The sequence below is a fragment of the Delftia acidovorans SPH-1 genome (assembly GCF_000018665.1).
GTDB lineage: Bacteria > Pseudomonadota > Gammaproteobacteria > Burkholderiales > Burkholderiaceae_C > Comamonas > Comamonas acidovorans.
The window spans coordinates 1,622,737-1,643,648 of sequence record NC_010002.1 but is presented as its reverse complement, the minus strand read 5'-3'; the positions used below and the strand labels follow the sequence as shown (position 1 = coordinate 1,643,648).

Sequence of the window (20,912 nt, the reverse complement as noted above, 5' to 3'; positions counted from 1 at the left end):
ACTCACCTCAGCTTCAGCGTGGACAGGCCCAGCAGGCACAGCAGCATGGTGATGATCCAGAAGCGGATCACGACCTGGGTCTCCTTCCAGCCACTCTTTTCGAAGTGGTGGTGCAGCGGCGCCATCTTGAGCAGGCGGCGTCCCTGGCCATAGCGCTTCTTGGTGAACTTGAACCAGGTGACCTGCAGCATCACCGACAGCGCCTCCACCACGAAGATGCCGCCCATGATGGCCAGCACGATTTCCTGGCGCACGATGACGGCAATGGTGCCCAGCGAGGCGCCCAGCGCCAGCGCCCCCACGTCGCCCATGAACACCTGGGCCGGGTGGGCGTTGAACCAGAGGAAGGCCAGGCCCGCGCCGGCCATGGCCGCGCAGTACACCAGCAGCTCGCCCGAACCCGGGATGTGCGGGAACAGCAGGTACTTGGCGTAGCCGGCATTGCCGGTGACGTAGGCGAAGATGCCCAGGGCCGAGCCCACCATGATCACGGGCATGATCGCCAGGCCGTCCAGCCCGTCGGTCAGGTTCACGGCGTTGCTGGCGCCCACGATGACCAGGTAGGTCATGATCACGAAGCCCAGCACGCCCAGCGGGTAGCTGACTTCCTTGAAGAAAGGCACGAGCAGGCCCGCCTTGGGCGGCAGGTCCAGCGCAAAGCCGGACTGCACCCAGGTGACGAACAGCTCGAAGACCTGGGCATTGGAGTTCTCGGAAATGCAGAACACCAGGTACAGCGCGGCCAGCAGGCCGATGACGGACTGCCAGAAATACTTCTCGCCCGAGCGCATGCCTTCGGGGTCCTTGTTGACCACCTTGCGCCAGTCGTCCACCCATCCGATGGTGCCAAAGCCCAGCGTGACCAGCAGCACGATCCAGACGAAGCGGTTGGACAGGTCGAACCACAGCAGCGTGGAAACGGCAATGGACAGCAGGATCAGCGCCCCGCCCATGGTGGGCGTGCCGCTCTTGGCCAGATGGGTCTCCATGCCGTAGCCGCGCACGGGCTGGCCGATCTTGAGCGAGGTCAGCATGCGGATCAGGCGCGGCCCGGCCAGCAGTCCGATGACCAGGGCCGTGAGCGCGGCCATCACGGCGCGCATCGTGAGGTACTGGAAGACGCGCAGAAAGCCGAACTCGGGGGACAGGCCCTGCAGCCATTGGGACAGCATCAGCAGCATGCGGCCTCCTGCTTGCAACCGTCATCCTTGCCGGCCGCCTCGACCGCCTGAACCACCTGCTCCATCTTCATGAACCTCGAACCCTTGACCAGAATGCTGCCCACCTCGGGCAGCGCGGCACAGGCTGCCTGCTGCAGCGAGGCCATGTCTTCGAAATGCCGCGCACCTGCACCGAATGCGGTGGCGGCGGATGTGCTTTGCGCGCCCAGCGTGAACAGCCGGGCAATGCCCAGGCTGCGCGCCAGCGCGCCAGCCTCGGCATGGAATTGCGGCCCCTGGTCGCCGACCTCGCCCATGTCGCCCAGCACCAGCAGCTGGGGCGCGGGCAGTTCGCGCAGCACCTCGATGGCAGCGGCCACCGAGTCGGGATTGGCGTTGTAGCTGTCGTCGATCACGGTGACCGTGCGGCCCTGCACCGAAACGCCCAGTGCGCGCGAGCGGCCCTGCACGGGCTCGAACACGCTCAGGCCGCGTGCAATGTCGGCCAGCGGCACACCGGCTGCCTGGGCGCAGGCCGCAGCGGCCAGCGCATTGCGCACGTTGTGGCGGCCGGCAATGTGCAGGCGCACCGGGGCCTCGCCCTCGGGAGTGACCAGGGTGAACTGCCAGGCATCGCCCAGCCACAGCGCATCGCGGGCATGGACCTGGGCGCCATCGGCAGACTCGCCGAACAGCAGGCACTGGCGCGCAGCGGCCAGCTCGCGCCACAGCGGCGTGTAGGTGTCGCCGGCCGGGAACACGGCCACGCCGTCGGCGGGCAGGGACAGCAGCACGCTGCCGTTCTCGCGCGCCACGGCCTCGACCGTGTGCATGAATTCCTGGTGCTCGCGCTGCGCGTTGTTGACCAGGGCCACCGTGGGCTGGCCGATGGCGGCCAGCTCGGCAATCTCGCCGGGATGGTTCATGCCCATCTCCAGCACGGCCACGCGGTGCTGGGCGGTCATGCGCATCAGGCTCAGCGGCAGGCCGATGGAGTTGTTGAAGTTGCCGCGCGTGGCCAGGGCCGCCTCGCCCGCATGGGCGCGCAGGATGGAGGCCACCATCTGCGTGACCGTGGTCTTGCCGTTGCTGCCGGTGACGGCAATCAGCGGCAGCGCAAAGCGCGCGCGCCAGGCCGTGGCCAGTGCGCCCAGGGCGGCCAGCGAATCGGGCACCTCGATGCCGGCCAGGCCTGCGGCCTCCAGGCCGCCATGGGCCAGGGCTGCGGCAGCGCCGGCCTCGCGGGCCTGGGCCAGGAACTGGTTGGCATCGAAACGCTCGCCCTTCAAGGCGACGAACAGATCCCCGGCCTGCAGCGTGCGGGTGTCGGTGTGCACGCGCGTGAGCACGGCCTGGCCGTTGCCGACCAGTCGTGCCTGGGGGATATGCGACTGGATCAGCTCCAGCGCTTGTTGCAAGGTCATCATGACCGCTTCTTTCCTTCGCGGGCCGCCAGCGCCTTGTGCGCCTCGGCCATGTCGGAGAACGGATGGCGCTGGCCCGCCGTCTCCTGGTAGTCCTCATGTCCCTTGCCGGCGATCAGCACCACGTCGCGTTCGCTGGCGTGCGCAATCGCCTGGGCGATGGCCGCTGCGCGATCGGCCTGGGACTGCAGGTTCTCGCCCGGCTGCATGCCGGCCAGGATCTGGTCGATGATGCGGTCGGGCACTTCGCTGCGCGGGTTGTCGCTGGTGACCAGCACACAGTCGGCATTCTTCTGGGCGGCCTGCCCCATGAGCGGCCGCTTGGTGGCATCGCGGTCGCCGCCGCAGCCGAACACGCACCACAGCCGGCCACGGCGCTGCTCGGCGGCCGGGCGCAGGGCGCGCAGGGCCTTGTCCAGCGCATCGGGCGTGTGGGCGTAGTCCACGGCCACCAGCGGCTGGCCGGGCTGGACGATCTGCTGCATGCGGCCGGGCACGGGCTCCAGGTGGACGCAGGCGGCGACGGCCTGGTCCAGGGTCAGGCCCAGGCAGCGCAGCGCGGCCAGCACGCCCAGCAGGTTGGATACGTTGTACTGACCCACCATGCGCGTGTGCATGCGCAGGCTGTGGCCGGCCTCGATCACGGTGAAGCTCAGGCCCTCGGCACCCAGCGCAATGTCCTTGGCCTGCAGGCGCGCCGCGCCTTCGATGGAAATGCTCCAGACGTCGAGCGCGGCAGGCTGCTTGCGCGACTGCAGCGTGGCCCACAGGCGTGCGCCATGCGCGTCGTCCACATTGACGACGGCGGCCTGCAGGCCGGGCCAGTCGAACAGCGCGGCCTTGGCATCCCAGTAGGCCTGCATGCTGCCGTGGTAGTCGAGGTGGTCCTGCGTGAAATTGGTGAACAGCGCCACACGGATGCGCGTGCCGTCCAGCCGGTGCTCGACGATGCCGATGGACGAGGCCTCGATGGCGCAGGCCGCCAGGCCCGCATCGGCGTACTCGCGGAACGCGCGCTGCAGCCGCACCGGGTCGGGCGTGGTCATGCCCGTGGATTCCATGGCGGGCGGAATGCCCACGCCCAGCGTGCCCACCAGGGCGCAGCCGCTGCGTTCCTGCAGCTTCACCTGGGCCAGCGCGTGCGCCAGCCACCAGGCGGTGGTGGTCTTGCCATTGGTGCCGGTCACGGCCAGCACGTCGATCTGGGCGCTGGGGTGCTGGAACCACTGGTCGGCGATCAGGCCCGTGGCGGCCTTGAGGCCGGGCAGCGCCGCGATGTGCTCGCCGGAAAAACCGAAGGCTTCGACACCCTGCGCTTCGACCAGGCAGGCCATGGCACCGCGCTCCAGGGCCGAGGCCACATGGGCGCGGCCATCGGTGGCCCCGCCGGGCCAGGCGATGAAGGCGTCGCCGGGCCGGACCTTGCGGCTGTCGGTCTGCAGCGTGCCGCTGCCTTGCAGGCGGGCGGCCAGCCACTGGACAGCCTCGGTGGCCGTGGACAGCACCCGCAGGGCTTGGGAGGAACTCATAGCGAGGGCTCCTCCACGGGGTTGGCGACGATCAAGGGCTTGACTTCCATATCTGGCTGCACGCCCATCAGGCGCAGCGTCTGCTGCACCACTTCGCTGAACACGGGTGCTGCCACGGTGCCGCCGTAGATGGTGCCGGCACTGGGCTCGTCCACCATCACGGCGACGATGATGCGCGGGTTCTCGATGGGCGCCATGCCCGTGAACCAGGCGCGGTACTTGCCGGCGGCATAGCCCTTGCCCTGCTGCTTGCGGGCCGTGCCCGACTTGCCGCCCACCGAGTAGCCGATGGTCTGGGCGCGCTGGCCCGTGCCGCCGGGGCCGGCCGCCAGGGCGAGCATCTTGCGCACCTCGTTGGCCGTGCGCGGAGAGAACACGGGCACGCCCACGGGCGGCTCGTCGGTCTTGACCATGGTGGCCGGGATCACGCGCCCGCCGTTGGCAAAGACGGTGTAGCTGCGCGTCATCTGCAGCAGGCTGGCGGACAGGCCGTAGCCATAGCCCATGGTGGCCTGCTCCACCGGCCTCCAGGTCTTGTAGGGACGCAGGCGACCGCTGGCGGCGCCGGGGAAGGATATCTGCGGCTTCTGGCCGAAGCCCACGGCCGAGAAGGTTTCCCACATTTCCTTGGCCGGCATCTGCAGCGCGATCTTGGTCGTGCCCACGTTGCTGGACTTCTGGATCACGCCGGCCACGGTGAGCAGGCCGTAATTGTGGGTGTCGGAAATCGTCGAGCCCGTGACGTTGACGCGGCCCGGCGTGGTGTCGATGGGCGTTTCCGGCTTGAAGCGGCCCGACTCCAGCGCCAGGCCGATGGTGATGGGCTTCATGGTCGAGCCGGGCTCGAAGGTGTCGGTGATGGCGCGGTTGCGCAGCTGCTCGCCCGTCAGGTTCTTGCGCTTGTCGGGCACGTAGCTGGGGTAGTTGGCCAGGGCCAGCAATTCGCCGGTGTGCGCATCCATGACCACCACGCTGCCCGCCTTGGCCTTGTGCGCGATGACCTGCTCCTTGAGCTTCTGGTAGGCGAAGTACTGGACCTTGCTGTCCACGGACAGCTGGATGTCGCGGCCGTCCTGCGGCGGCACTTCCTCGCCCACGCCCTCGACCACGCGGCCCAGGCGGTCCTTGATCACGCGGCGCGAGCCGGGCTTGCCGCCGAGCTCCTTGTCGAAGGCCAGCTCCATGCCTTCCTGGCCATGGTCTTCCACATTGGTGAAGCCCACGATGTGGGCGGCCGATTCGCCTTCCGGGTATTGGCGCTTGTATTCCTTGCGCTGGTAGATGCCCTTGATGTTGAGGGCATGGATCTGCTGGCCAACATCCCAGTCGAGCTGGCGCTTGATCCAGACGAAGGTCTTGTCCTCGTCGGCCAGCTTTTCCATCAGCGCGGGCAGCGGCATCTCCATGAGCGCGGCCAGCTGCTTGAGCTTGGCCTTGACCTCGGGGTCCTCCTGCTCGACATCTTCGGGAATGGCCCAGATGCTGGCGGCAGGCACGCTGGAGGCCAGGATCAGTCCATTGCGGTCGAGCAGGCGGCCACGGTTGGCCGGCAGCTCCAGCGTGCGCGCGAAGCGCACCTGGCCCTGGCGCTGGAAGAAGTCGTTGCCGAACACCTGCACGTAGGCTGCGCGCGCGCCCAGGCCGACAAAGCCCAGGCCCAGCATGGCCACGATCATCTTGCTGCGCCACAGGGGAGTCTTGGACGCCAGCAGGGGACTGGAGGTATAGAGCACGCTGCGCGTCATGGAGCCACTCCGGTGCGCGCATCGTCATTGACGTACTGGGCGATGGCCGGCGTGGCCGGCTTCATCTGCAGGCGCTCGCGCGCCATGACCTCGATGCGCTGCGGCGTGGCCTGGGCGCGCTTTTCCACCTGCAGGCGCTGCTGCTCGGTGGCCAGGCGGCGCGACTCGGCCACGGCGCGGTCCAGTTCGGTGAACAGGCGGCGCGATTCGTACTGGTTGTGCACCAGGAAGATGGCGCTGGCCATCACCGCCAGCAGCAGCACGAGGTTCAGGCGCAGCATGCCACGCCCTCCTCTTGCGCCAGACGGTGCATGCGCTTCATGCAGGCACCCCGGTGCGGCGGGCCACGCGCATCACGGCCGAGCGCGAGCGCGCATTGGCGGCGACCTCGGCCTCGCTGGGCTTGATGCGGCCCAGCGCTTCAAGGCGCATGGGCGTGGGCACGGCAAAGGGTGCGCGCCGGTCATAGACTTCCTTGGAGTGCTTGGCGATGAACTGCTTGACGATGCGGTCCTCCAGCGAGTGGAAGCTGATCACCACCAGGCGTCCGCCCGGAGCCAGCACGCGCAGGCTGGCCTCTAGCGCCTGTTCGAGCTCTTCAAGCTCGGCATTGATGAAAATCCGAAGAGCCTGGAATGTGCGTGTCGCTGGGTTCTGCCCAGCCTCGCGGGTCCGGACCGCGCCAGCCACGAGCTCGGCAAGCTCCGCGGTGTTGCGAAGGGGCCCCTGGCTTTCGCGCCGAGCAACAATCGCCTTTGCAATGGGGCCAGCAAACCGTTCTTCGCCGTAGTCACGTATCACCTCCGCAATCTGCTGGGCATCGGCTTCCGCCAGCCAGTCCGCCACGCTCTGGCCGCGCGTGGTGTCCATGCGCATGTCCAGCGGACCCTCGAAGCGGAAGCTGAAGCCACGCTCAGGGTTGTCGATCTGGGGAGAGCTCACGCCCAGGTCCATCAGCACGCCCTGCACGCTGCCGGCCGGCAGCTCGCTGAGGTGGCGAAACCCTTCGTGCCGAATCGAAAAACGCGCATCGGTGATGCGCGCTGCCTCTTCGATCGCGTCCGGGTCCTTGTCGAACGCCAGCAAGGCCCCATCCGGCCCCAGCCGCTGCAGGATGCGCCGGGAATGCCCGCCTCGCCCGAAGGTCGCGTCCACCCATTGCCCGGCAACGGGCTGTGCGGCGCCGTCCAGCAGCGCATCGACGGCCTCGTCGAGCAAAACGGTGATGTGTTGCAACGGCTGATTCAAGAAAACGCCTCTTTCCTAGAAAGCAAAATCCTGGAAGGCCGCAGGCATTTCTTCCTGCATGGCCTTCGCTTCATGTGCCTCATAAGTGGCCTTGTCCCACAGCTCGAAATGGTTGCCCATGCCCAGCAGCACGACCTCCTTGGTCAGACCCACGGCTTCACGCAGCTCGGGCGACACCAGCACGCGGCCGGTGGCATCCATGTCCACGTCCATGGCGTTACCCAGGAAGATGCGCTTCCACCACTGCGCCGACATGGGCAGCTGCGCGATCCGCTCGCGAAACTGCAGCCACTCCGTGCGCGGGAACAGCATCAGGCAACCGTGGGGATGTTTGGTGAGGGTGACCTGGCCCTGGGCCATGGCCACAAGGGCGTCACGATGCCGGGTCGGCACAGACAGCCGCCCCTTTCCATCGAGATTCAGCGAGGACGCCCCTTGAAACACGGTCAGTCACCCCGGTCGGTTGGAGCCATCGCGTCCCGGAAATCGGGGCACAAAGGCAACTTTCACCACTTAATTGCACTTTTTTGCACTGTAGCAGCAATTTGGTGTTTCACAACCCGGGAATGGACAATTATTTGCAATGAAATCAACAACTTAGAAGCCGAATGCAATGTGAGTGGTGACAAAAATCCCTGGCTTTACAAGTACTTAGAGGACTGACTGCAAGTGATCTCTCAAAGCCTGCACGCAATTGCAACGATTCAATTCGCCGGCGACCGGTTGCAACTCGGGCAACCCTCCTACAAAAAGTGACTGCCCGGCAATGCGGGCAGTCACTTCGGTGGCGGCTGCGCGGCAGCCGGCCCGTTTCAGAGGATGAAGCGCGAGAGGTCTTCGTCCTGGCTCAGGGACTGCAGACGCTGGTCCACGTAGGCCGCGTCGATGGAGATGGTCTGGCCGGACAGATTGGCCGCGTCGAAGCTGACCTCGTCCAGCAGGCGCTCGAGCACGGTGGACAGGCGGCGCGCGCCGATGTTCTCGGTGCGCTCGTTGACATCGAAGGCGATGCCGGCGAGCCGGGTGATGCCTTCGGGCGTGAATTCCAGCGTGACGCCTTCGGTGGCCAGCAGCGCCTGGTACTGCTTGACCAGGGAGGCATGGGTCTGGGTGAGGATGGCCTCGAAGTCCTGGACCGACAGCGAGTCCAGCTCCACGCGGATCGGGAAGCGCCCCTGCAGCTCGGGGATGAGGTCGCTGGGCTTGGACAGGTGGAAGGCGCCCGAGGCGATGAACAGGATGTGGTCGGTCTTGACCACGCCGTACTTGGTGGAGACGCTGGTGCCTTCGACCAGGGGCAGCAGGTCGCGCTGCACGCCCTGGCGCGAGATGTCGGAGCCGCTGGTCTCCTGGCGCGTGGCCACCTTGTCGATCTCGTCGATGAAGACGATGCCGTTTTGCTCGGCATTGGCGATGGCGCGGGTGCGCACGTCTTCCTCGTTGACCAGTTTTGCCGCTTCCTCGTCGGTCAGCAGCTTCATGGCTTCGGCAATGCGCAGCTTGCGCGTCTTGCGCTTTTCCTGGCCCATGTGGCTGAACATGCCGCGCAGCTGCTCGGCCATCTCTTCCATGCCCTGGGGGCCCATGATCTGCACCTGGGGCGGCGCGTCGGCGACATCTATCTCGATTTCCTTGTCGTCGAGCTGGCCCTCGCGCAGCTTCTTGCGGAAAACCTGGCGTGCCGTGTTGTCGGCGGCCACCTCGCCGCTGCGGGCCTGGGGCACGAGCACGTCAAGGATGCGGTCCTCGGCCGCGTCTTCGGCGCGCAGGCGCAGCTTCTTCATGTCAGCCTCGCGCGTCTGCTTGACGGCCACCTCGGCCAGGTCGCGGATGATGGCATCCACGTCCTTGCCCACGTAGCCCACTTCGGTGAACTTGGTGGCCTCGACCTTGATGAAGGGCGCATCGGCCAGCCGCGCCAGGCGGCGCGCGATCTCGGTCTTGCCCACGCCTGTGGGGCCGATCATGAGGATGTTCTTGGGCGTGATCTCCTGGCGCAGGCCGTCGGCCACGTTCTGGCGGCGCCAGCGGTTGCGCAGCGCGATGGCCACGGCGCGCTTGGCGCCAGCCTGGCCTACGATGTGGCGGTCCAGTTCGGAGACGATCTCCTGGGGGGTCATGGCAGAGGACATGGTGTGTATTCGATGCATTGCGCCGCCAGCCCCGTTGCCTGGCCGCTGGCGACTGTGAGTTTCAATGCCGTGCGTTTCGATCGCCGGCCTGCTGGGCAAGCCGGCGCCGCGCGGGTGTCAGAGCGTCTCGACCGTGTGGTGCATGTTGGTGTAGATGCACAGCTCGCCGGCGATGGCCAGCGACTTGCGCACGATCTCCTCGGCCGACAGCTCGGTATTGGTCAGCAGCGCCTTGGCCGCAGAGTGCGCGTAGGCGCCGCCCGAGCCGATGGACACGATGCCCTGCTCGGGCTCCAGCACGTCGCCGTTGCCGGTGATGATCAGCGAGGCCGATGCGTCGGCCACCGCCAGCATGGCCTCCAGACGGCGCAGCACGCGGTCGGTGCGCCAGTCCTTGGTCAGCTCGATGGCTGCGCGCGTCAGGTGACCCTGGTGCTTTTCCAGCTTGGCCTCGAAGCGCTCGAACAGCGTGAAGGCGTCTGCCGTGGCGCCGGCAAAGCCGGCAAGCACCTTGCCGTGGTAGAGCTTGCGCACCTTGCGCGCGGTGCCCTTGACGACGATGTTGCCCAATGTGACCTGGCCATCGCCGCCGATGGCGACCTGCACGCCTTCGGGGGTCTGCCGGCGCACGCTGATGATGGTGGTGCCGTGATACTGTTCCATAGCGGTGCCAGATGAGGGCGAAGGCGGCCTTCTCAAGGGTCTGCTCAAAGAATGCCCACGCGCTCTTCGCAGCGAGTGCGCCGCCCTGCCGCAAGGGGTGTGGCGCAGCCGCCGCGCGGCAGGATCAGTCCCGCCGTGGAGTGACCTGCGCGTGCTCCTGGATGCCGATCACATTGAAGAACACCGCCACCAGCTGGTGCAGCTGGCCGAACTGCAGCACATGGCCCAGCGACTGCATGTGGGCAGCCCAGTTGAGCACGGAGCCGGCTGCCGCAAAGTCCATGCGGACCAGTTGGGTGCAGTCGATGAACACGGGCTCGCCCAGGCTGGCCCCCTCCTGCACCGGGTCCAGCCAGGTGGAGGCATCGCCTTCAATGGTGCCGGCCAGCGCAAATCGCACGGCGTCCGCCGTGGCAGCAACGCCTGCCGAAAGGGGCGCATCCGCGCCCTCGGTTTCGATGGCTTGCGTCAGGCACTGGCAGACCGGGTCCACCCACGAGGGAGGCGAGACCTCGTAGGTGACGCAGTAGTCCAGCGCCACCAGCTCGAAATCATCCTGCCGGTTCATCAAACGCAGCACCGCCATGCGCAACCGCCACCACAGCGTATCCACGCTGGAATCGCCCGAGGGAGCCAGCGTGCCCAGCAGCGCCAGCAGCCGGTCCGCATTGAGCAGCACGAACACGCCCTGCGAGCCCGCCCATTGCTGCAGCAACGCCTCCAGGGGCGTGGCCGCCGCATCGTCGATGCCGGCCACGGCAGCCCAGTCCAGGCACCAGGGGCTGGAAGCCTTGGCCTGGGAGGCCTTCAGGGCCGTCACGGCACTCGGCGTGATCTGCGCAGGTGCGCTCCAGCGCCAGCCACGCCCTGCCGCTGCGCCCGGCATGGACACCACGGGGGGGGTGCGCTGCTGCGGCATCGCAAACCATTGGGGAGCGGAGCGGCCGAAGCGCGCTGCGAATTCGATGCCCGCCTTGTCGAACTGCAGCGGGCGGTCGGCCGCACGGTACAGGTCCAGCAAGGCCAGCCACACCGGCAGCTGCGCGGGAACATCGCGCCGGTCGATCAGCTCCAGCATGCCCTGCTCGGCGCCATCCACATCGCCATTGGCAAAGAGGATGGCCGGCTCTTCCAGGTCGGGATCGTGCTCGAACACCACGAAGCAGGGCGGCACCATGTCCATGGGCTGCGGCGGAGAGACCTCGGTGGCCGCGAAGGCCGGCAGGAAATCGGTCGCCCCCTCCAATGGCCGCAGGGGGCGGGCCATGGGCATGGGGTCAATGATGGGAGCCGTCGAGACGGAGGGCACCTGCGGCGCAGGTGCCAGGCTCATGGGCAAGGTGGTGGCAAAGGCCGCCACGTCGCCGGCCGAGGCAATGGCCGGCGGCACCACGTCGCTGAGCATGGGAATCTGCCCAGACGGCGGCGGCTGCTTGCGAAACGAGGCCGGAGCGGGGTTGCCACCCGCCGGCAGCGCCATGGGAATGGTGGTTGCGTCGGCCGCCTGCTTGCCCCGCCACCATTGCTGGGACATCTGGGCCTCGATCTCGTCGATCTTCTTGAGCGTGACGGCGCGTTCACCGGAGGATTTGGAGCTCAGCAGGCTGCTGAGAAATTGCGAGCCCTGCGCGGCGGGGCCGGGCACACCGACCGGTGCGGTGCCCGGCCTGGAGGCCTGTTGCAGCTCGGCCTGGCGCAGGCGGCGCAGCTGGTCGAACTCGCGCTTGCGCACGAAATCGTTGCGGCGCTTGCGCTCGATCATTTCCTTGAGCGCCTGCTTGCTGTACTGGCTTTCCTGCTCCCCGTCCAGGCCGTCGAGGTCGGACCAATTGACCGTAGGGTGGCGCACAAAGCGCACCACCTTGGACAACAACCCCCCCGATTTGCTGCTCTCTTCTTTTGCCATGGCGAGTCAGATTAGCACCGACGGCCTGCAGGCCGTTGCTGCAACTCAATCCCCATACATCTTCTGCTTGAGCTCACGGCGCTGCTGGGCTTCCAGCGACAGCGTGGCCGTGGGGCGGGCCAGCAGGCGGCCCACGCCGATGGGCTCGCCGGTCTCGTCGCAGTAGCCGTAGTCGCCTGCGTCGATGCGTGCAATGGATTGCTCGATCTTCTTGAGCAGCTTGCGTTCGCGGTCGCGCGTGCGCAGTTCCAGCGCATGCTCTTCCTCGATGGTGGCGCGGTCGGCCGGATCGGGAACCACCACGGTGTCCTCGCGCAGGTTTTCTGCCGTCTCACCCGCGTTGGTGTGCATGTCGTGCTTGAGAGTGAGCAGCTTGAGGCGGAAGAACGCCATCTGCTTCTCATTCATGTATTCGTCATCCGACATGGCCAGCACTTCGGCATCCGTCAGTTCTTCCACCGACTTGGTCTTCCAGGCATTGGCCAGCTTGGGGTCTCGTTTCGTCGATCCCGACGAAGGCGTTTGCGTAGTGGTAGGCATAGTGTTGGTTTCGCTAACTTAGTCCGCGCCGAGGGCTTCGGACGGGGCCATGGATGGTACTGTCAATCGGGGCGCCCGGGTCGAATGCCGTGTAGGACAGCCGATCGCCGCAGTTGCGGAACCTGCCGGCTTCCCCGTGCGGCGGGGTGCGGCAATCCAGGCCGTGCGGCGGCCGTGCGTGCAAAGAGCCCTTTTGCGGTCAGCAAGGGACACCAGGTCGGCAACGCCGACCGCAGTGCGGACCGCGGCCTTCTGGCTTGCAGCCGGGGCCGGTGCGGCCACTGACGGCTTCTTGCTGGATTCGGCGCTCACTTGCTGTCTCCTCACGGTATGGGCGACCCCTGCGGGGCAGTCCATTGGGCTTGGGGGCTCTCTTCAGGGGCGCGATTGTATCGATGCTCTACAGGAGCGCAAGCCGTTGCACATACCCCACAGGAATGCAAAGGGGCCGCCCACGCATGCGGGCGGCCCCTGTGTCATTCAGATGTCAGCAAAAAGCCATCCGATTGCCCACAAAGGTTCACAAAAAACTCAGACCAGGCACTGCTCCAGGCCCTGCAGGAAGATGTCCTGGGGCAGGTCGATGCCAATGAAGACCATCTTGCTCTGGCGCTTTTCGCCCTCGGCCCACTGCGGTCCCAGGTCGCTGCCCATGAGCTGGTGCACGCCCTGGAAAATGACCTTGCGCTCCGTGCCCTGCATGTTCAGCACGCCCTTGTAGCGCAGCATGCGCGGGCCGTAGATGTTGACGATGGCGCCCAGGAAGTCCTCCAGGCGGGCAGGGTCAAAGGCACGGTCGGCACGGTAGACGAAGCTCTTGACGTCGTCATCGTGGTGATGGTGGTGCGGATGCTTGCAGTGCTCGCCATGCTCGTGGTCATGGGCGTGGTCGTGCCCGCAGTTCTCGTCGTGCTCATGGCCATGGTCGTGGCCGCAGTGCTCGTCATGCTCATGCTTGTGGCCATGGTCATGTCCGTGGTCGTGGTCGTCTTCCTTGAGGAAGTCGGGATCGATGTCCAGCTTGGCATTGAGGTTGAAGCCGCGCAGGTCGAAGACCTCGTTCAGGGACACTTCGCCGAAATGCACGGCACGGATGGGCGCGCGCGGGTTCATGTGCTTGAGGCGGTGGATGAGCGCGTTCTTCTCGTCCTCGCTGACCAGGTCGGTCTTGGACAGGAACAGCTGGTCGGCAAAGCCCACCTGGCGGCGCGCCTCCTGGCGGTCGTCCAGCTGCTGGTTGGCGTGCTTGGCATCGACCAGGGTGAGGATGGAGTCGATCAGATAGGTCTCGGCGATCTCGTCGTCCATGAAGAAGGTCTGGGCGACGGGACCGGGATCGGCCAGGCCCGTGGTCTCGATCACGATGCGGTCGAACTCCACCAGGCCCTTGCGGCGCTTGGCGGCCAGCAGCTGCAGGGTTTCGCGCAGGTCTTCGCGGATGGTGCAGCAGATGCAGCCGTTGCTCATCTGCAGGATCTGCTCCTTGGACTCCGTCCTGAGGATGTCGGTGTCGATGTTCTCTTCGCCGAACTCGTTCTCGATCACGGCGATCTTCATGCCGTGGGACTCGCTGAGCACGCGCTTGAGCAGCGTGGTCTTGCCCGAGCCCAGGAAGCCGGTGAGGATGGTGACGGGAATCAGTGCCATGGGATTGCTTTCAGAAAATTCAGCAAGGGGAAGCGGCAAGGCCCATCCACCACGGACGGGCCTTGTCGAAAAGACGTTCCGAATAAGTTTAGCGAGCCTGTCAAGTGCCGTTTTGCCAGAGGGCTTGGCCTTTTTTATCGGGGGCGGCCCTTTTCATCGTTATCTCCATTGCCATCGCCATCGCCACTGTCGCTGCCGCCCCCACTCTGGCGCCGCGCGCGTGGGTGGGCGTTCTCGTAGGCCTGGGCCAGATGCTGGAAATCCAGGCGCGTGTAGATCTGCGTGGTCGAGATGCTGGCGTGGCCCAGCAATTCCTGCACGGCGCGCAGGTCGCCGCTGGACTGCAGCATGTGGCTGGCAAACGAATGCCGCAGCACATGGGGATGGACGCCGGCCGACAGGCCGGCCTGCTGGCCGCGCTGTCGCAGCCGGGTCCAGACCGACTGCGCGCCCAGGCGTTCGCCGCGCCGGCCGATGAAAAGTGCGGATTCGTGATGCGCAGCCAGCGCGGCCGCGCCAGCCAGGCCTGTCTCCCGCAAGGCCAGCCAGCGCTGCAGCGCCTGCAGCGCGGCGGCGCCCACGGGCACGGTGCGCCGCTTGCCGCCCTTGCCCTGCACATGGGCATCGGCGGCCTGCAAATCTATCCAGCCACGGCCCTGGCGCTGCGTGTCCTGGCCGGGCGCCACGTCCAGGCCCACCAGCTCGCCCACGCGCAGGCCGCAGCTGTAGAGCAGTTCGGTGATGGCGGCGTCACGTGCCTCGATCCAGGGATCGGCTTCGGCGTTGCTGAAGGCGGCCAGCTGCACGGCGTCATCCACGCCCAATGCCTTGGGCAGGGGTTTGGGGGCCTTGGGACCGCGCACGCCCTCGACGGGATTGAAGGGCACCAGCGATTGCTGGGCTGCCCAGCGGAAGAAGCTGCGCCAGCCAGACAGGATGAGCGCAATGCCGCGCGGGCTGCGGCCCCGGGAATGCATCTGGGCCACGAAGCGGCGGATGTGGGCGGGCTGCAGCGCCAGCAACTCCTGGCCGGCGTCGCGGGCCATGGTGCAAAGCCGGGCCATGTCCAGCGCATAGAGTGCGCAGGTGCGGTCGGCCAGGCGCTTTTGCACGCGCACATGCTCGAGATAGGCATGGACGGCGGCGGGGAGCAGCGCCAGGTTCTCTGCCGCCAGATCCTCCGCCGGAATGTCGCCTTCCGGGAGCCCGTCCCTGTCCGATGCTCCCGGCATGGGCTTTCAGCCGGTCAGCCGCGCGCCAGGGTCAGCGGCACGGGCCGCATGCGCGACAGGGCCGCGCTGGCCAGGGCCGAGATGCGCGAGAGGAATTCCGTGCCCATGGTGGCCTCGAAGCGCAGCGGATCGGGAGACCCCAGCACCAGCATGCCGAAGGCATTGGCCGGGTTGATGCTGTCGCCGTCATGCAGCGTGAGCAGGGCCAGGGACTGGGCCGCATCGGGATCGACCAGCCAGCCGCCGGGCTCGAAGCCCATGTTGGGGCCGCAAAACGGCATGGTCAGCGATGCCGCGAAGGACTTGGCGTCCTCGCTGACGCCCATGGTGTAGATGCTGCTGGTCTGGGCGCCGGAGACGTTCCACAGGCGCAGGGCCACCTGGGGCACCTCGAAGACATGCTGCAGGCTGGCCGTGAGCGCGTGGGGCAGCTCGCGCAGGTCCTGGACCTTGGCCAGTGCGCAGCTCCAGGCATGCAGCTTGTCGCCGATGGAGGCGTTCTCGCTGCTGTGGCGCATCATGTCCATGATGCGGTGCTCCAGGCCCTTGATCTTCTCGCGCAGCATCTCGGCCTGGCGTTCCTGCAGGCTGACGGTACGCGGGCTGTGGCTGCTGACCAGCTGCACGCGCGCGAGCATCTCGGCGTGGCGCTCAAAGAATTCCGGATGGTTCAGCAGGTAGTCGGCAATCGTCTCTTCGGTGACGGCGATATCGGTAGTGCTGTTCATGGCTGGTCGGGAACCTCGATCTGTCCTTCAAAAACAAACTCTGCGGGGCCGGTCATGCGCACCGCGCCGCCGTCCCACTCGATGGTCAGCCGGCCGCCGCGGGTGTGCACATCGACGCGCGCGTCGAGCAGCCCCCAGCGAATGCCGGCCACCACGGCCGCGCAGGCGCCCGTGCCGCAGGCCAGCGTCTCGCCGGCACCGCGCTCGTAAACACGCAGCCGGATCTGGCCGCGATCGACGATCTGCATGAATCCCGCATTGACGCGCTGGGGAAAGCGCACATGGCGCTCGATCAGCGGGCCCCAGGTGGCCACGGGGGCGTGGTCCACATCGTCCACCAGTTGCACCGCATGCGGGTTGCCCATGGAAACGGGGGCGATCCAGACCGTGGCCTCGTCGCCCAGCTGCAGGGGCCATTGCTGCGCCGCACCCAGCGGGCGGGGCACAAGGTCTGCACCATTGAAGGGCACCAGGGAGGGCTCCAGCACGGGCTGGCCCATGTCCACGGTGACGCGGCCATCGGCATGCAGCTCGGGGGCGATGAGGCCGGCCAGCGTCTGCACGCGGATGACGGACTTGCCGGTCAGGCCCTTGTCGTGCACATAGCGCGCAAAGCAGCGCGCGCCGTTGCCGCACTGCTCGACCTCGCCGCCGTCGGCGTTGTGGATCACATATTCGAAATCGATGCCTTCGGCGGGCGAGGGCCGCACCGTGAGGATCTGGTCGGCGCCCACGCCGAATTGGCGATGGGCGAGGAAGCGGTACTGGGCTGCGCTCAGGCCCAGCGGGCCGGCGGTTTCGTCGAGAACCACGAAATCGTTGCCAGCGCCCTGCATCTTGGTAAAGCGGATCTGCATCCGGCGATTATCCCCTGCACGGCAGCCTCATGGCGCAATCCGGGGCCATGCCCCGCAGCAGTACTTGCGTCTCTTGCGCAACAGCGGCGGGCGGGCCAATCCGCATAATGCCCCCATGACCCGCCCCAGCCAGCTCCTGCACCCCCAGCGCCAGCCCGTAGACACCCTCAAGGCCTCCACCGTCCTGCTGCTGCGCGACCGCGCCGATGGCCAGGGGCTGGAGGTGCTGATGACGCGGCGCTCGCCCAAGGCCAGCTTCGTGCCCAGCGCCTACGTCTTCCCGGGCGGCGGCATCGAGGCCCAGGACGCGGCCGAGGCCGCCCATGCCTGCGCCAGCACCCGCCCCGCCCAGGCCGGCGACGCACTGCGCATCACCCAGGCCATCGCCGGCCTGCGCGAGACCTTCGAGGAGCTCGGCATTTTGCTGGCCCACGACGCCCAGGGCCGGCCGGTATCTGCCGCCGAACTGGCCACGCTGGACCGCAAGGCGCCGCTGGTGCCCCAGTGCGAGGCACGCGGCCTGCGCCTGGCCGTGGATGCGCTGTGGTACCTGGCCCACTGGACGGCCGACCGCGACCAGCCCCGGCGCTTCGATGTGCCCTTCTTCGTGGCGCGCATGCCCGAAGGCCAGGAACCCGACGCCGACGGGTCGGAACAGTTCGAGCCCATCTGGGTGCGCCCGCAGGAAGCGCTGGAGCGCCACCGCGCGGGCAGCTTTCCCATGATCTTCCCCACCATCCGCACGCTGGACCGGCTCAGCCGCTTCGCGGGCACCGATGCCGTGTTCGCCGCCCTGCAAGGCGAGCAGCCGCTGTGGCAGTGCTGCCCGCGCACCGGCTTTCTCAATGGCAAGGAAGCCCGCCACATGGAGGACGAGGCCCCCTTCGGCGAGCTGGAAATGGTCTGCCCGGACGGCCAGATCCTGCACACGCTGGACTGGCAGAGCGAGCGCGCCGTGCCACTGCGCAAGAACCTGCTGCGCCTGACGGCACCCAACCCCGGCGTGATGACCGGCCCCGGCACCAACAGCTATCTGGTGGGCGATGCCGCCACGGGCTACGCCGCCATCGACCCCGGCCCGGCCGATGCCGCCCATGTGCAGCGCCTGTTCGATGCGGCGGGCGGCGACATACGCCACATCCTGTGCACGCATTCCCATGCCGACCACTCGCCGGGCGCCGCGCTGCTGCAGGCGCTGGCCGTGCAGGCCGGCAGGCCCAGGCCCGCCATTGGCGGCCTGCCCTCGGCGCCCACGGCCCGGCCGGCCAGCCGCTTCACCCCCGACTACGCACTGACCGACGGCCAGCGCATCGTGCTGCAGGATGCGCAAACTGGCACCACCCACACCCTGCAGGCCGTGTTCACGCCCGGCCATGCGGCCAACCATGTGTGCTTTGTGCTGGAGGAAGACGCCCTGCTGTTCAGCGGCGACCACATCCTCAATGGCAGCACCACCATCATCGATCCGCCTGACGGCAACATGCGCGACTACATCGATTCGCTGGACAGGCTCGACGCGCTGTGCGCCGCGCACGATGTGCGCTTCATCCTGCCGGCCCATGGCTATGTGCTGGGCTTTGCGCGCCAGGCGATCGCCAAGCTCAAGGCCCACCGGCTGGCGCGCGAGGCCAAGGTGCTGGCCGCCATGCAAAAACAGCCCGACGGCAGCGTGCAGGACTGGGTGCGGCTGGCCTATGACGACGCCCCGCCGCAGCTGTGGCCGATTGCCGAGCGCTCGCTGCTGGCCCATGTGGAGCGCATCCGTGCGCTGTGCGGGCGGCAATGACCGGCAATGACCGACGACGCGCGCGGGGCCTGGTATCTGGTTAAGCTGCGCGCATGTCTGAATCTGAAAGCGTTCGCCTGGCCAAGCGCCTGGCCGAACAGGAACAATGCTCGCGCCGCGAGGCCGAACTGCATATCACCGCCGGCAACGTCCAGGTGGACGGCAAGGTCGTGCAACTGCCCGAGACGCGCGTGCGCCCCGAGCAGCAGGTCACGCTGCGCAGCGGCGCCCAGCCCGAGGCCGTGCCGCCCGTCACCCTGCTGATGAACAAGCCTGCGGGCTACACCCAGGGCCGGCCCTATGGCCGGGTGCGCAGCGCGCACTCCCTGCTGGGCGAAGCCAGCATGGCCCAGGTGGACACGCCCATGCCGCTGCTGGTGCTGGCCCAGCACTTCAAGAACCTGGAATCCTTCCTGCCCCTGCCGCTGCCGGCCAGCGGCCTCATCGTCTACACCCAGGACAAGCGCGTGGCGCGCAAGCTGGGCGAGGAAGGCATGTGGCTGGAGCAGGAATGCATCGTCGGCGTCGAGGGCCAGATCCACGAGGACGGTCTGGAGCTGATGAAGGCCGGCCTGCCGATCGGCAAGCGCCAGCTGCCGCCCTGCCGCGTGAGCTGGCAGAACGAGAACCATCTGCGCTTTGCGCTCAAGGGCATCGCCCCCGACGAGATCGACGCCATGTGCACCGAAGTGGGCCTGCGCGTGGTCAGCCTGCGCCGCCTGCGCATTGGCCGCCTCTCTCTGGCCAAGGTGCCCGAAGGCCAGTGGCGCTACCTGATGCCCTGGGAGCGGTTCTAGGCCAGCATTGCCGGGTGCGCGGCGGGCAGCACATTCGGCAAATGAGAATCATTTCATAGAATGCGGGATTCCCGTGCTGCCTTCGGGCCTCCCGCATGCCTGCGCCCGCCTCTTCCTCTTCTTCCCTGCTGAGCACCTTCCAGGACAGCTACCACGAGCTGGTACGCTTCGTGGCGCGCCGCGCCGGCCCGCAGGCCGCGCGTGACCTGGTGCATGACGCCTGGATACGCCTTGCCGAACGCCAGCGCGGCGAAAGCGATGCGCCCGCCGCGCCGGACAGTCCGCCAGGCGCCAGCCGCGCCTATCTCTACGCGGTGATGGAGAACATCGCCATCGACCACCTGCGCCATGGCCAGCGCACGGCCGAGCGCTTTGACACCAGCGCGAGGGAAGGCGAGCCGCCCTCCCCCCTCAGCCCCGATGTGGCCGACACCCATTCCTACCGCCAGGCCCTGGCCGGGGTCGAAGGCGCCCTGGCGCAGTTGCCCGCGCGCTGCCGCGACATCTTCCTGGCCGACCGCATCGAGGGCGCCTCGCATGCCGAGCTGGCCGAGCGCCACGGCGTCTCGGTCAAAACCGTGGAACGCGAGGTCATGCGCGCCATGGACAGCGTGGAAGCCGCGCTGCGCCGCTGGCGCGGAGAAACCGCCGCACCCGCACCACGCACGGGCCGCCGCCGCGCCCTGTCCACCCTGCTGGGGATGGCGGGCCTGGGTGTCGGCAGCCCGGCGATCTGGCTGGCCTGGCGCCAGTGGATGCCGCAGTACCAGGTGCGGCTGGCCACGGCCACCGGCCGCCTGCTGAACCAGCCCCTGCCCGACGGCAGCAGCTTGACGCTGGACGCCGCCAGCCGTGCCGAGGTGGATTTCTACGCCACGCGCCGCCAGGTGCGGCTGCTGGCCGGCAGCGCCTTCTTCGCCGTGGCGCGCGACACGGAATGGCCCTTCATGGTCCAGGCAGCGGACGTACAGGTCACCGTGCTGGGCACGCGCTTCGAGGTGGCGCTGGAGGACGATGCGGTGCTGGTCGCCGTCGATGCGGGCCGCGTGCAGGTGCGCGACGGCAGCGGCGCCCCGCATGAACTGGGCGCAGGCCAGATGCTGCGCCTGGCGCCAGGCCAGACGGCCGCCGTGCAAACCGTTGCGGCGGTGGCCGCCTGGCGCGAGGGCTGGCTGGACTTCCAGAACACGCCGCTGGCCGAGGTGGTCCGGCGCCTGGAGCGCTACAGCCTGCAGCCACTGCGCGTGGAGCCCGACGCCGCCGCCCTGCCCGTGCTGGGGCGCGTGCGCATTGCGGCGGCCCAGGGCTGGCTGCGCATGCTGCCGCGCACCCTGCCAGTCAGCGTGCAGGAAGAGGTGCAGGAAAAGGAGCAGGGCCCGGGAACCGGGCGCACCCTGGTCATCCGCCGCCGCAGCTGATGCGCTGATGCGCCCATGACCCCGGAATGCACGGCGCATGCGCACCAGGCGTGAGGGAATGTCTGCACCCGTTCGTATAGGCATGAGGACCCGGGAACGC

Annotated in this window: 18 protein-coding genes; 3 read left to right on the top strand and 15 right to left on the bottom strand. The window is 67.7% G+C overall.

Going from position 1 to position 20,912, the window contains the following annotated elements:
- Nucleotides 1–2: 2 nt before the first annotated feature.
- The 15 genes from mraY to dapF form a co-directional block, all read right to left on the bottom strand.
- Nucleotides 3–1,181, bottom strand: coding sequence for a phospho-N-acetylmuramoyl-pentapeptide-transferase (gene mraY, locus DACI_RS07360; RefSeq protein WP_012203397.1), 1,179 nt, complete (start codon nt 1,179–1,181; stop codon nt 3–5).
- A complete protein-coding gene (locus tag DACI_RS07355; RefSeq protein ID WP_012203396.1) occupies nt 1,172–2,587 on the bottom strand; it encodes a UDP-N-acetylmuramoyl-tripeptide--D-alanyl-D-alanine ligase in 1,416 nt (471 codons plus the stop codon). Before DACI_RS07355 ends, mraY begins: the two co-directional genes overlap by 10 nt.
- Entirely contained in the window at nt 2,584–4,113 is a 1,530-nt protein-coding gene (locus tag DACI_RS07350) for a UDP-N-acetylmuramoyl-L-alanyl-D-glutamate--2,6-diaminopimelate ligase (RefSeq protein WP_012203395.1), read from the bottom strand. Before DACI_RS07350 ends, DACI_RS07355 begins: the two co-directional genes overlap by 4 nt.
- Entirely contained in the window at nt 4,110–5,858 is a 1,749-nt protein-coding gene (locus DACI_RS07345; RefSeq protein ID WP_012203394.1) for a peptidoglycan D,D-transpeptidase FtsI family protein, read from the bottom strand. The genes DACI_RS07350 and DACI_RS07345 overlap by 4 nt, the downstream gene beginning before the upstream one ends.
- Nucleotides 5,855–6,139: a cell division protein FtsL gene (gene ftsL / locus DACI_RS07340; RefSeq protein WP_012203393.1), complete on the bottom strand. Its 285-nt coding sequence runs from the start codon at nt 6,137–6,139 to the stop codon at nt 5,855–5,857. Before ftsL ends, DACI_RS07345 begins: the two co-directional genes overlap by 4 nt.
- Nucleotides 6,140–6,176: 37 nt before the next feature.
- Nucleotides 6,177–7,106: a 16S rRNA (cytosine(1402)-N(4))-methyltransferase RsmH gene (gene rsmH / locus DACI_RS07335; protein ID WP_012203392.1), complete on the bottom strand. Its 930-nt coding sequence runs from the start codon at nt 7,104–7,106 to the stop codon at nt 6,177–6,179.
- Nucleotides 7,107–7,121: 15 nt separating this feature from the next.
- Nucleotides 7,122–7,550, bottom strand: coding sequence for a division/cell wall cluster transcriptional repressor MraZ (mraZ, locus tag DACI_RS07330; protein ID WP_012203391.1), 429 nt, complete (start codon nt 7,548–7,550; stop codon nt 7,122–7,124).
- Between the two features lie 368 nt (nt 7,551–7,918).
- On the bottom strand, nt 7,919–9,238 hold the full coding sequence (gene hslU, locus DACI_RS07325; RefSeq protein WP_170962086.1) for an ATP-dependent protease ATPase subunit HslU: 1,320 nt from the start codon (nt 9,236–9,238) through the stop codon (nt 7,919–7,921).
- A 117-nt stretch (nt 9,239–9,355) separates the two neighbouring features.
- Complete coding sequence (gene hslV, locus DACI_RS07320; RefSeq protein WP_012203389.1) at nt 9,356–9,901, bottom strand: ATP-dependent protease subunit HslV; 546 nt, start codon at nt 9,899–9,901, stop codon at nt 9,356–9,358.
- 124 nt (nt 9,902–10,025) lie between these two features.
- Nucleotides 10,026–11,807: an STAS domain-containing protein gene (locus DACI_RS07315; protein ID WP_012203388.1), complete on the bottom strand. Its 1,782-nt coding sequence runs from the start codon at nt 11,805–11,807 to the stop codon at nt 10,026–10,028.
- Between the two features lie 45 nt (nt 11,808–11,852).
- On the bottom strand, nt 11,853–12,347 hold the full coding sequence (gene dksA, locus DACI_RS07310; RefSeq protein ID WP_012203387.1) for an RNA polymerase-binding protein DksA: 495 nt from the start codon (nt 12,345–12,347) through the stop codon (nt 11,853–11,855).
- A gap of 531 nt (nt 12,348–12,878) precedes the next feature.
- Nucleotides 12,879–13,994: a CobW family GTP-binding protein gene (locus DACI_RS07305; RefSeq protein WP_043780841.1), complete on the bottom strand. Its 1,116-nt coding sequence runs from the start codon at nt 13,992–13,994 to the stop codon at nt 12,879–12,881.
- Between the two features lie 134 nt (nt 13,995–14,128).
- Nucleotides 14,129–15,226 carry a tyrosine recombinase XerC gene (locus tag DACI_RS07300; protein ID WP_012203385.1) on the bottom strand — a complete coding sequence of 366 codons (1,098 nt, stop codon included), beginning with the start codon at nt 15,224–15,226 and terminating at the stop codon, nt 14,129–14,131.
- A gap of 14 nt (nt 15,227–15,240) precedes the next feature.
- The gene (locus tag DACI_RS07295; protein WP_012203384.1) at nt 15,241–15,954 is read right to left on the bottom strand and encodes a DUF484 family protein; all 714 of its coding nucleotides are present in this window, start codon (nt 15,952–15,954) and stop codon (nt 15,241–15,243) included.
- Nucleotides 15,951–16,811 carry a diaminopimelate epimerase gene (gene dapF, locus DACI_RS07290; RefSeq protein WP_012203383.1) on the bottom strand — a complete coding sequence of 287 codons (861 nt, stop codon included), beginning with the start codon at nt 16,809–16,811 and terminating at the stop codon, nt 15,951–15,953. Before dapF ends, DACI_RS07295 begins: the two co-directional genes overlap by 4 nt.
- Nucleotides 16,812–16,926: 115 nt before the next feature.
- On the opposite strand from dapF, the gene DACI_RS07285 reads away from it, so the two are divergent.
- The 3 genes from DACI_RS07285 to DACI_RS07275 all read left to right on the top strand — a co-directional run bounded on the left by DACI_RS07285 (nt 16,927) and on the right by DACI_RS07275 (nt 20,812).
- Entirely contained in the window at nt 16,927–18,597 is a 1,671-nt protein-coding gene (locus tag DACI_RS07285) for an MBL fold metallo-hydrolase (protein ID WP_012203382.1), read from the top strand.
- A gap of 53 nt (nt 18,598–18,650) precedes the next feature.
- Nucleotides 18,651–19,394 (top strand): pseudouridine synthase, encoded by a 744-nt coding sequence (locus tag DACI_RS07280; RefSeq protein ID WP_012203381.1) that lies wholly within the window; start codon nt 18,651–18,653, stop codon nt 19,392–19,394.
- A gap of 95 nt (nt 19,395–19,489) precedes the next feature.
- On the top strand, nt 19,490–20,812 hold the full coding sequence (locus DACI_RS07275; RefSeq protein WP_012203380.1) for a sigma-70 family RNA polymerase sigma factor: 1,323 nt from the start codon (nt 19,490–19,492) through the stop codon (nt 20,810–20,812).
- The last annotated feature ends 100 nt before the right edge of the window (nt 20,813–20,912 follow it).

Excerpts from the sequence above, each read along its gene's own strand:
- dapF (WP_012203383.1), bottom strand. The coding sequence starts at position 16,811 with ATGCAGATCCGCTTTACCAAGATGCAGGGCGCTGGCAACGATTTCGTG.
- hslV (WP_012203389.1), bottom strand. The coding sequence starts at position 9,901 with ATGGAACAGTATCACGGCACCACCATCATCAGCGTGCGCCGGCAGACC.
- DACI_RS07280 (WP_012203381.1), top strand. The coding sequence starts at position 18,651 with ATGTCTGAATCTGAAAGCGTTCGCCTGGCCAAGCGCCTGGCCGAACAG.
- DACI_RS07345 (WP_012203394.1), bottom strand. The coding sequence starts at position 5,858 with ATGACGCGCAGCGTGCTCTATACCTCCAGTCCCCTGCTGGCGTCCAAG.
- dksA (WP_012203387.1), bottom strand. The coding sequence starts at position 12,347 with ATGCCTACCACTACGCAAACGCCTTCGTCGGGATCGACGAAACGAGAC.
- DACI_RS07305 (WP_043780841.1), bottom strand. The coding sequence starts at position 13,994 with ATGGCACTGATTCCCGTCACCATCCTCACCGGCTTCCTGGGCTCGGGC.
- DACI_RS07295 (WP_012203384.1), bottom strand. The coding sequence starts at position 15,954 with ATGAACAGCACTACCGATATCGCCGTCACCGAAGAGACGATTGCCGAC.
- DACI_RS07355 (WP_012203396.1), bottom strand. The coding sequence starts at position 2,587 with ATGATGACCTTGCAACAAGCGCTGGAGCTGATCCAGTCGCATATCCCC.
- DACI_RS07315 (WP_012203388.1), bottom strand. The coding sequence starts at position 11,807 with ATGGCAAAAGAAGAGAGCAGCAAATCGGGGGGGTTGTTGTCCAAGGTG.
- DACI_RS07300 (WP_012203385.1), bottom strand. The coding sequence starts at position 15,226 with ATGCCGGGAGCATCGGACAGGGACGGGCTCCCGGAAGGCGACATTCCG.
- mraY (WP_012203397.1), bottom strand. The coding sequence starts at position 1,181 with ATGCTGCTGATGCTGTCCCAATGGCTGCAGGGCCTGTCCCCCGAGTTC.
- ftsL (WP_012203393.1), bottom strand. The coding sequence starts at position 6,139 with ATGCTGCGCCTGAACCTCGTGCTGCTGCTGGCGGTGATGGCCAGCGCC.
- hslU (WP_170962086.1), bottom strand. The coding sequence starts at position 9,238 with ATGTCCTCTGCCATGACCCCCCAGGAGATCGTCTCCGAACTGGACCGC.
- DACI_RS07350 (WP_012203395.1), bottom strand. The coding sequence starts at position 4,113 with ATGAGTTCCTCCCAAGCCCTGCGGGTGCTGTCCACGGCCACCGAGGCT.
- DACI_RS07275 (WP_012203380.1), top strand. The coding sequence starts at position 19,490 with ATGCCTGCGCCCGCCTCTTCCTCTTCTTCCCTGCTGAGCACCTTCCAG.
- DACI_RS07285 (WP_012203382.1), top strand. The coding sequence starts at position 16,927 with ATGACCCGCCCCAGCCAGCTCCTGCACCCCCAGCGCCAGCCCGTAGAC.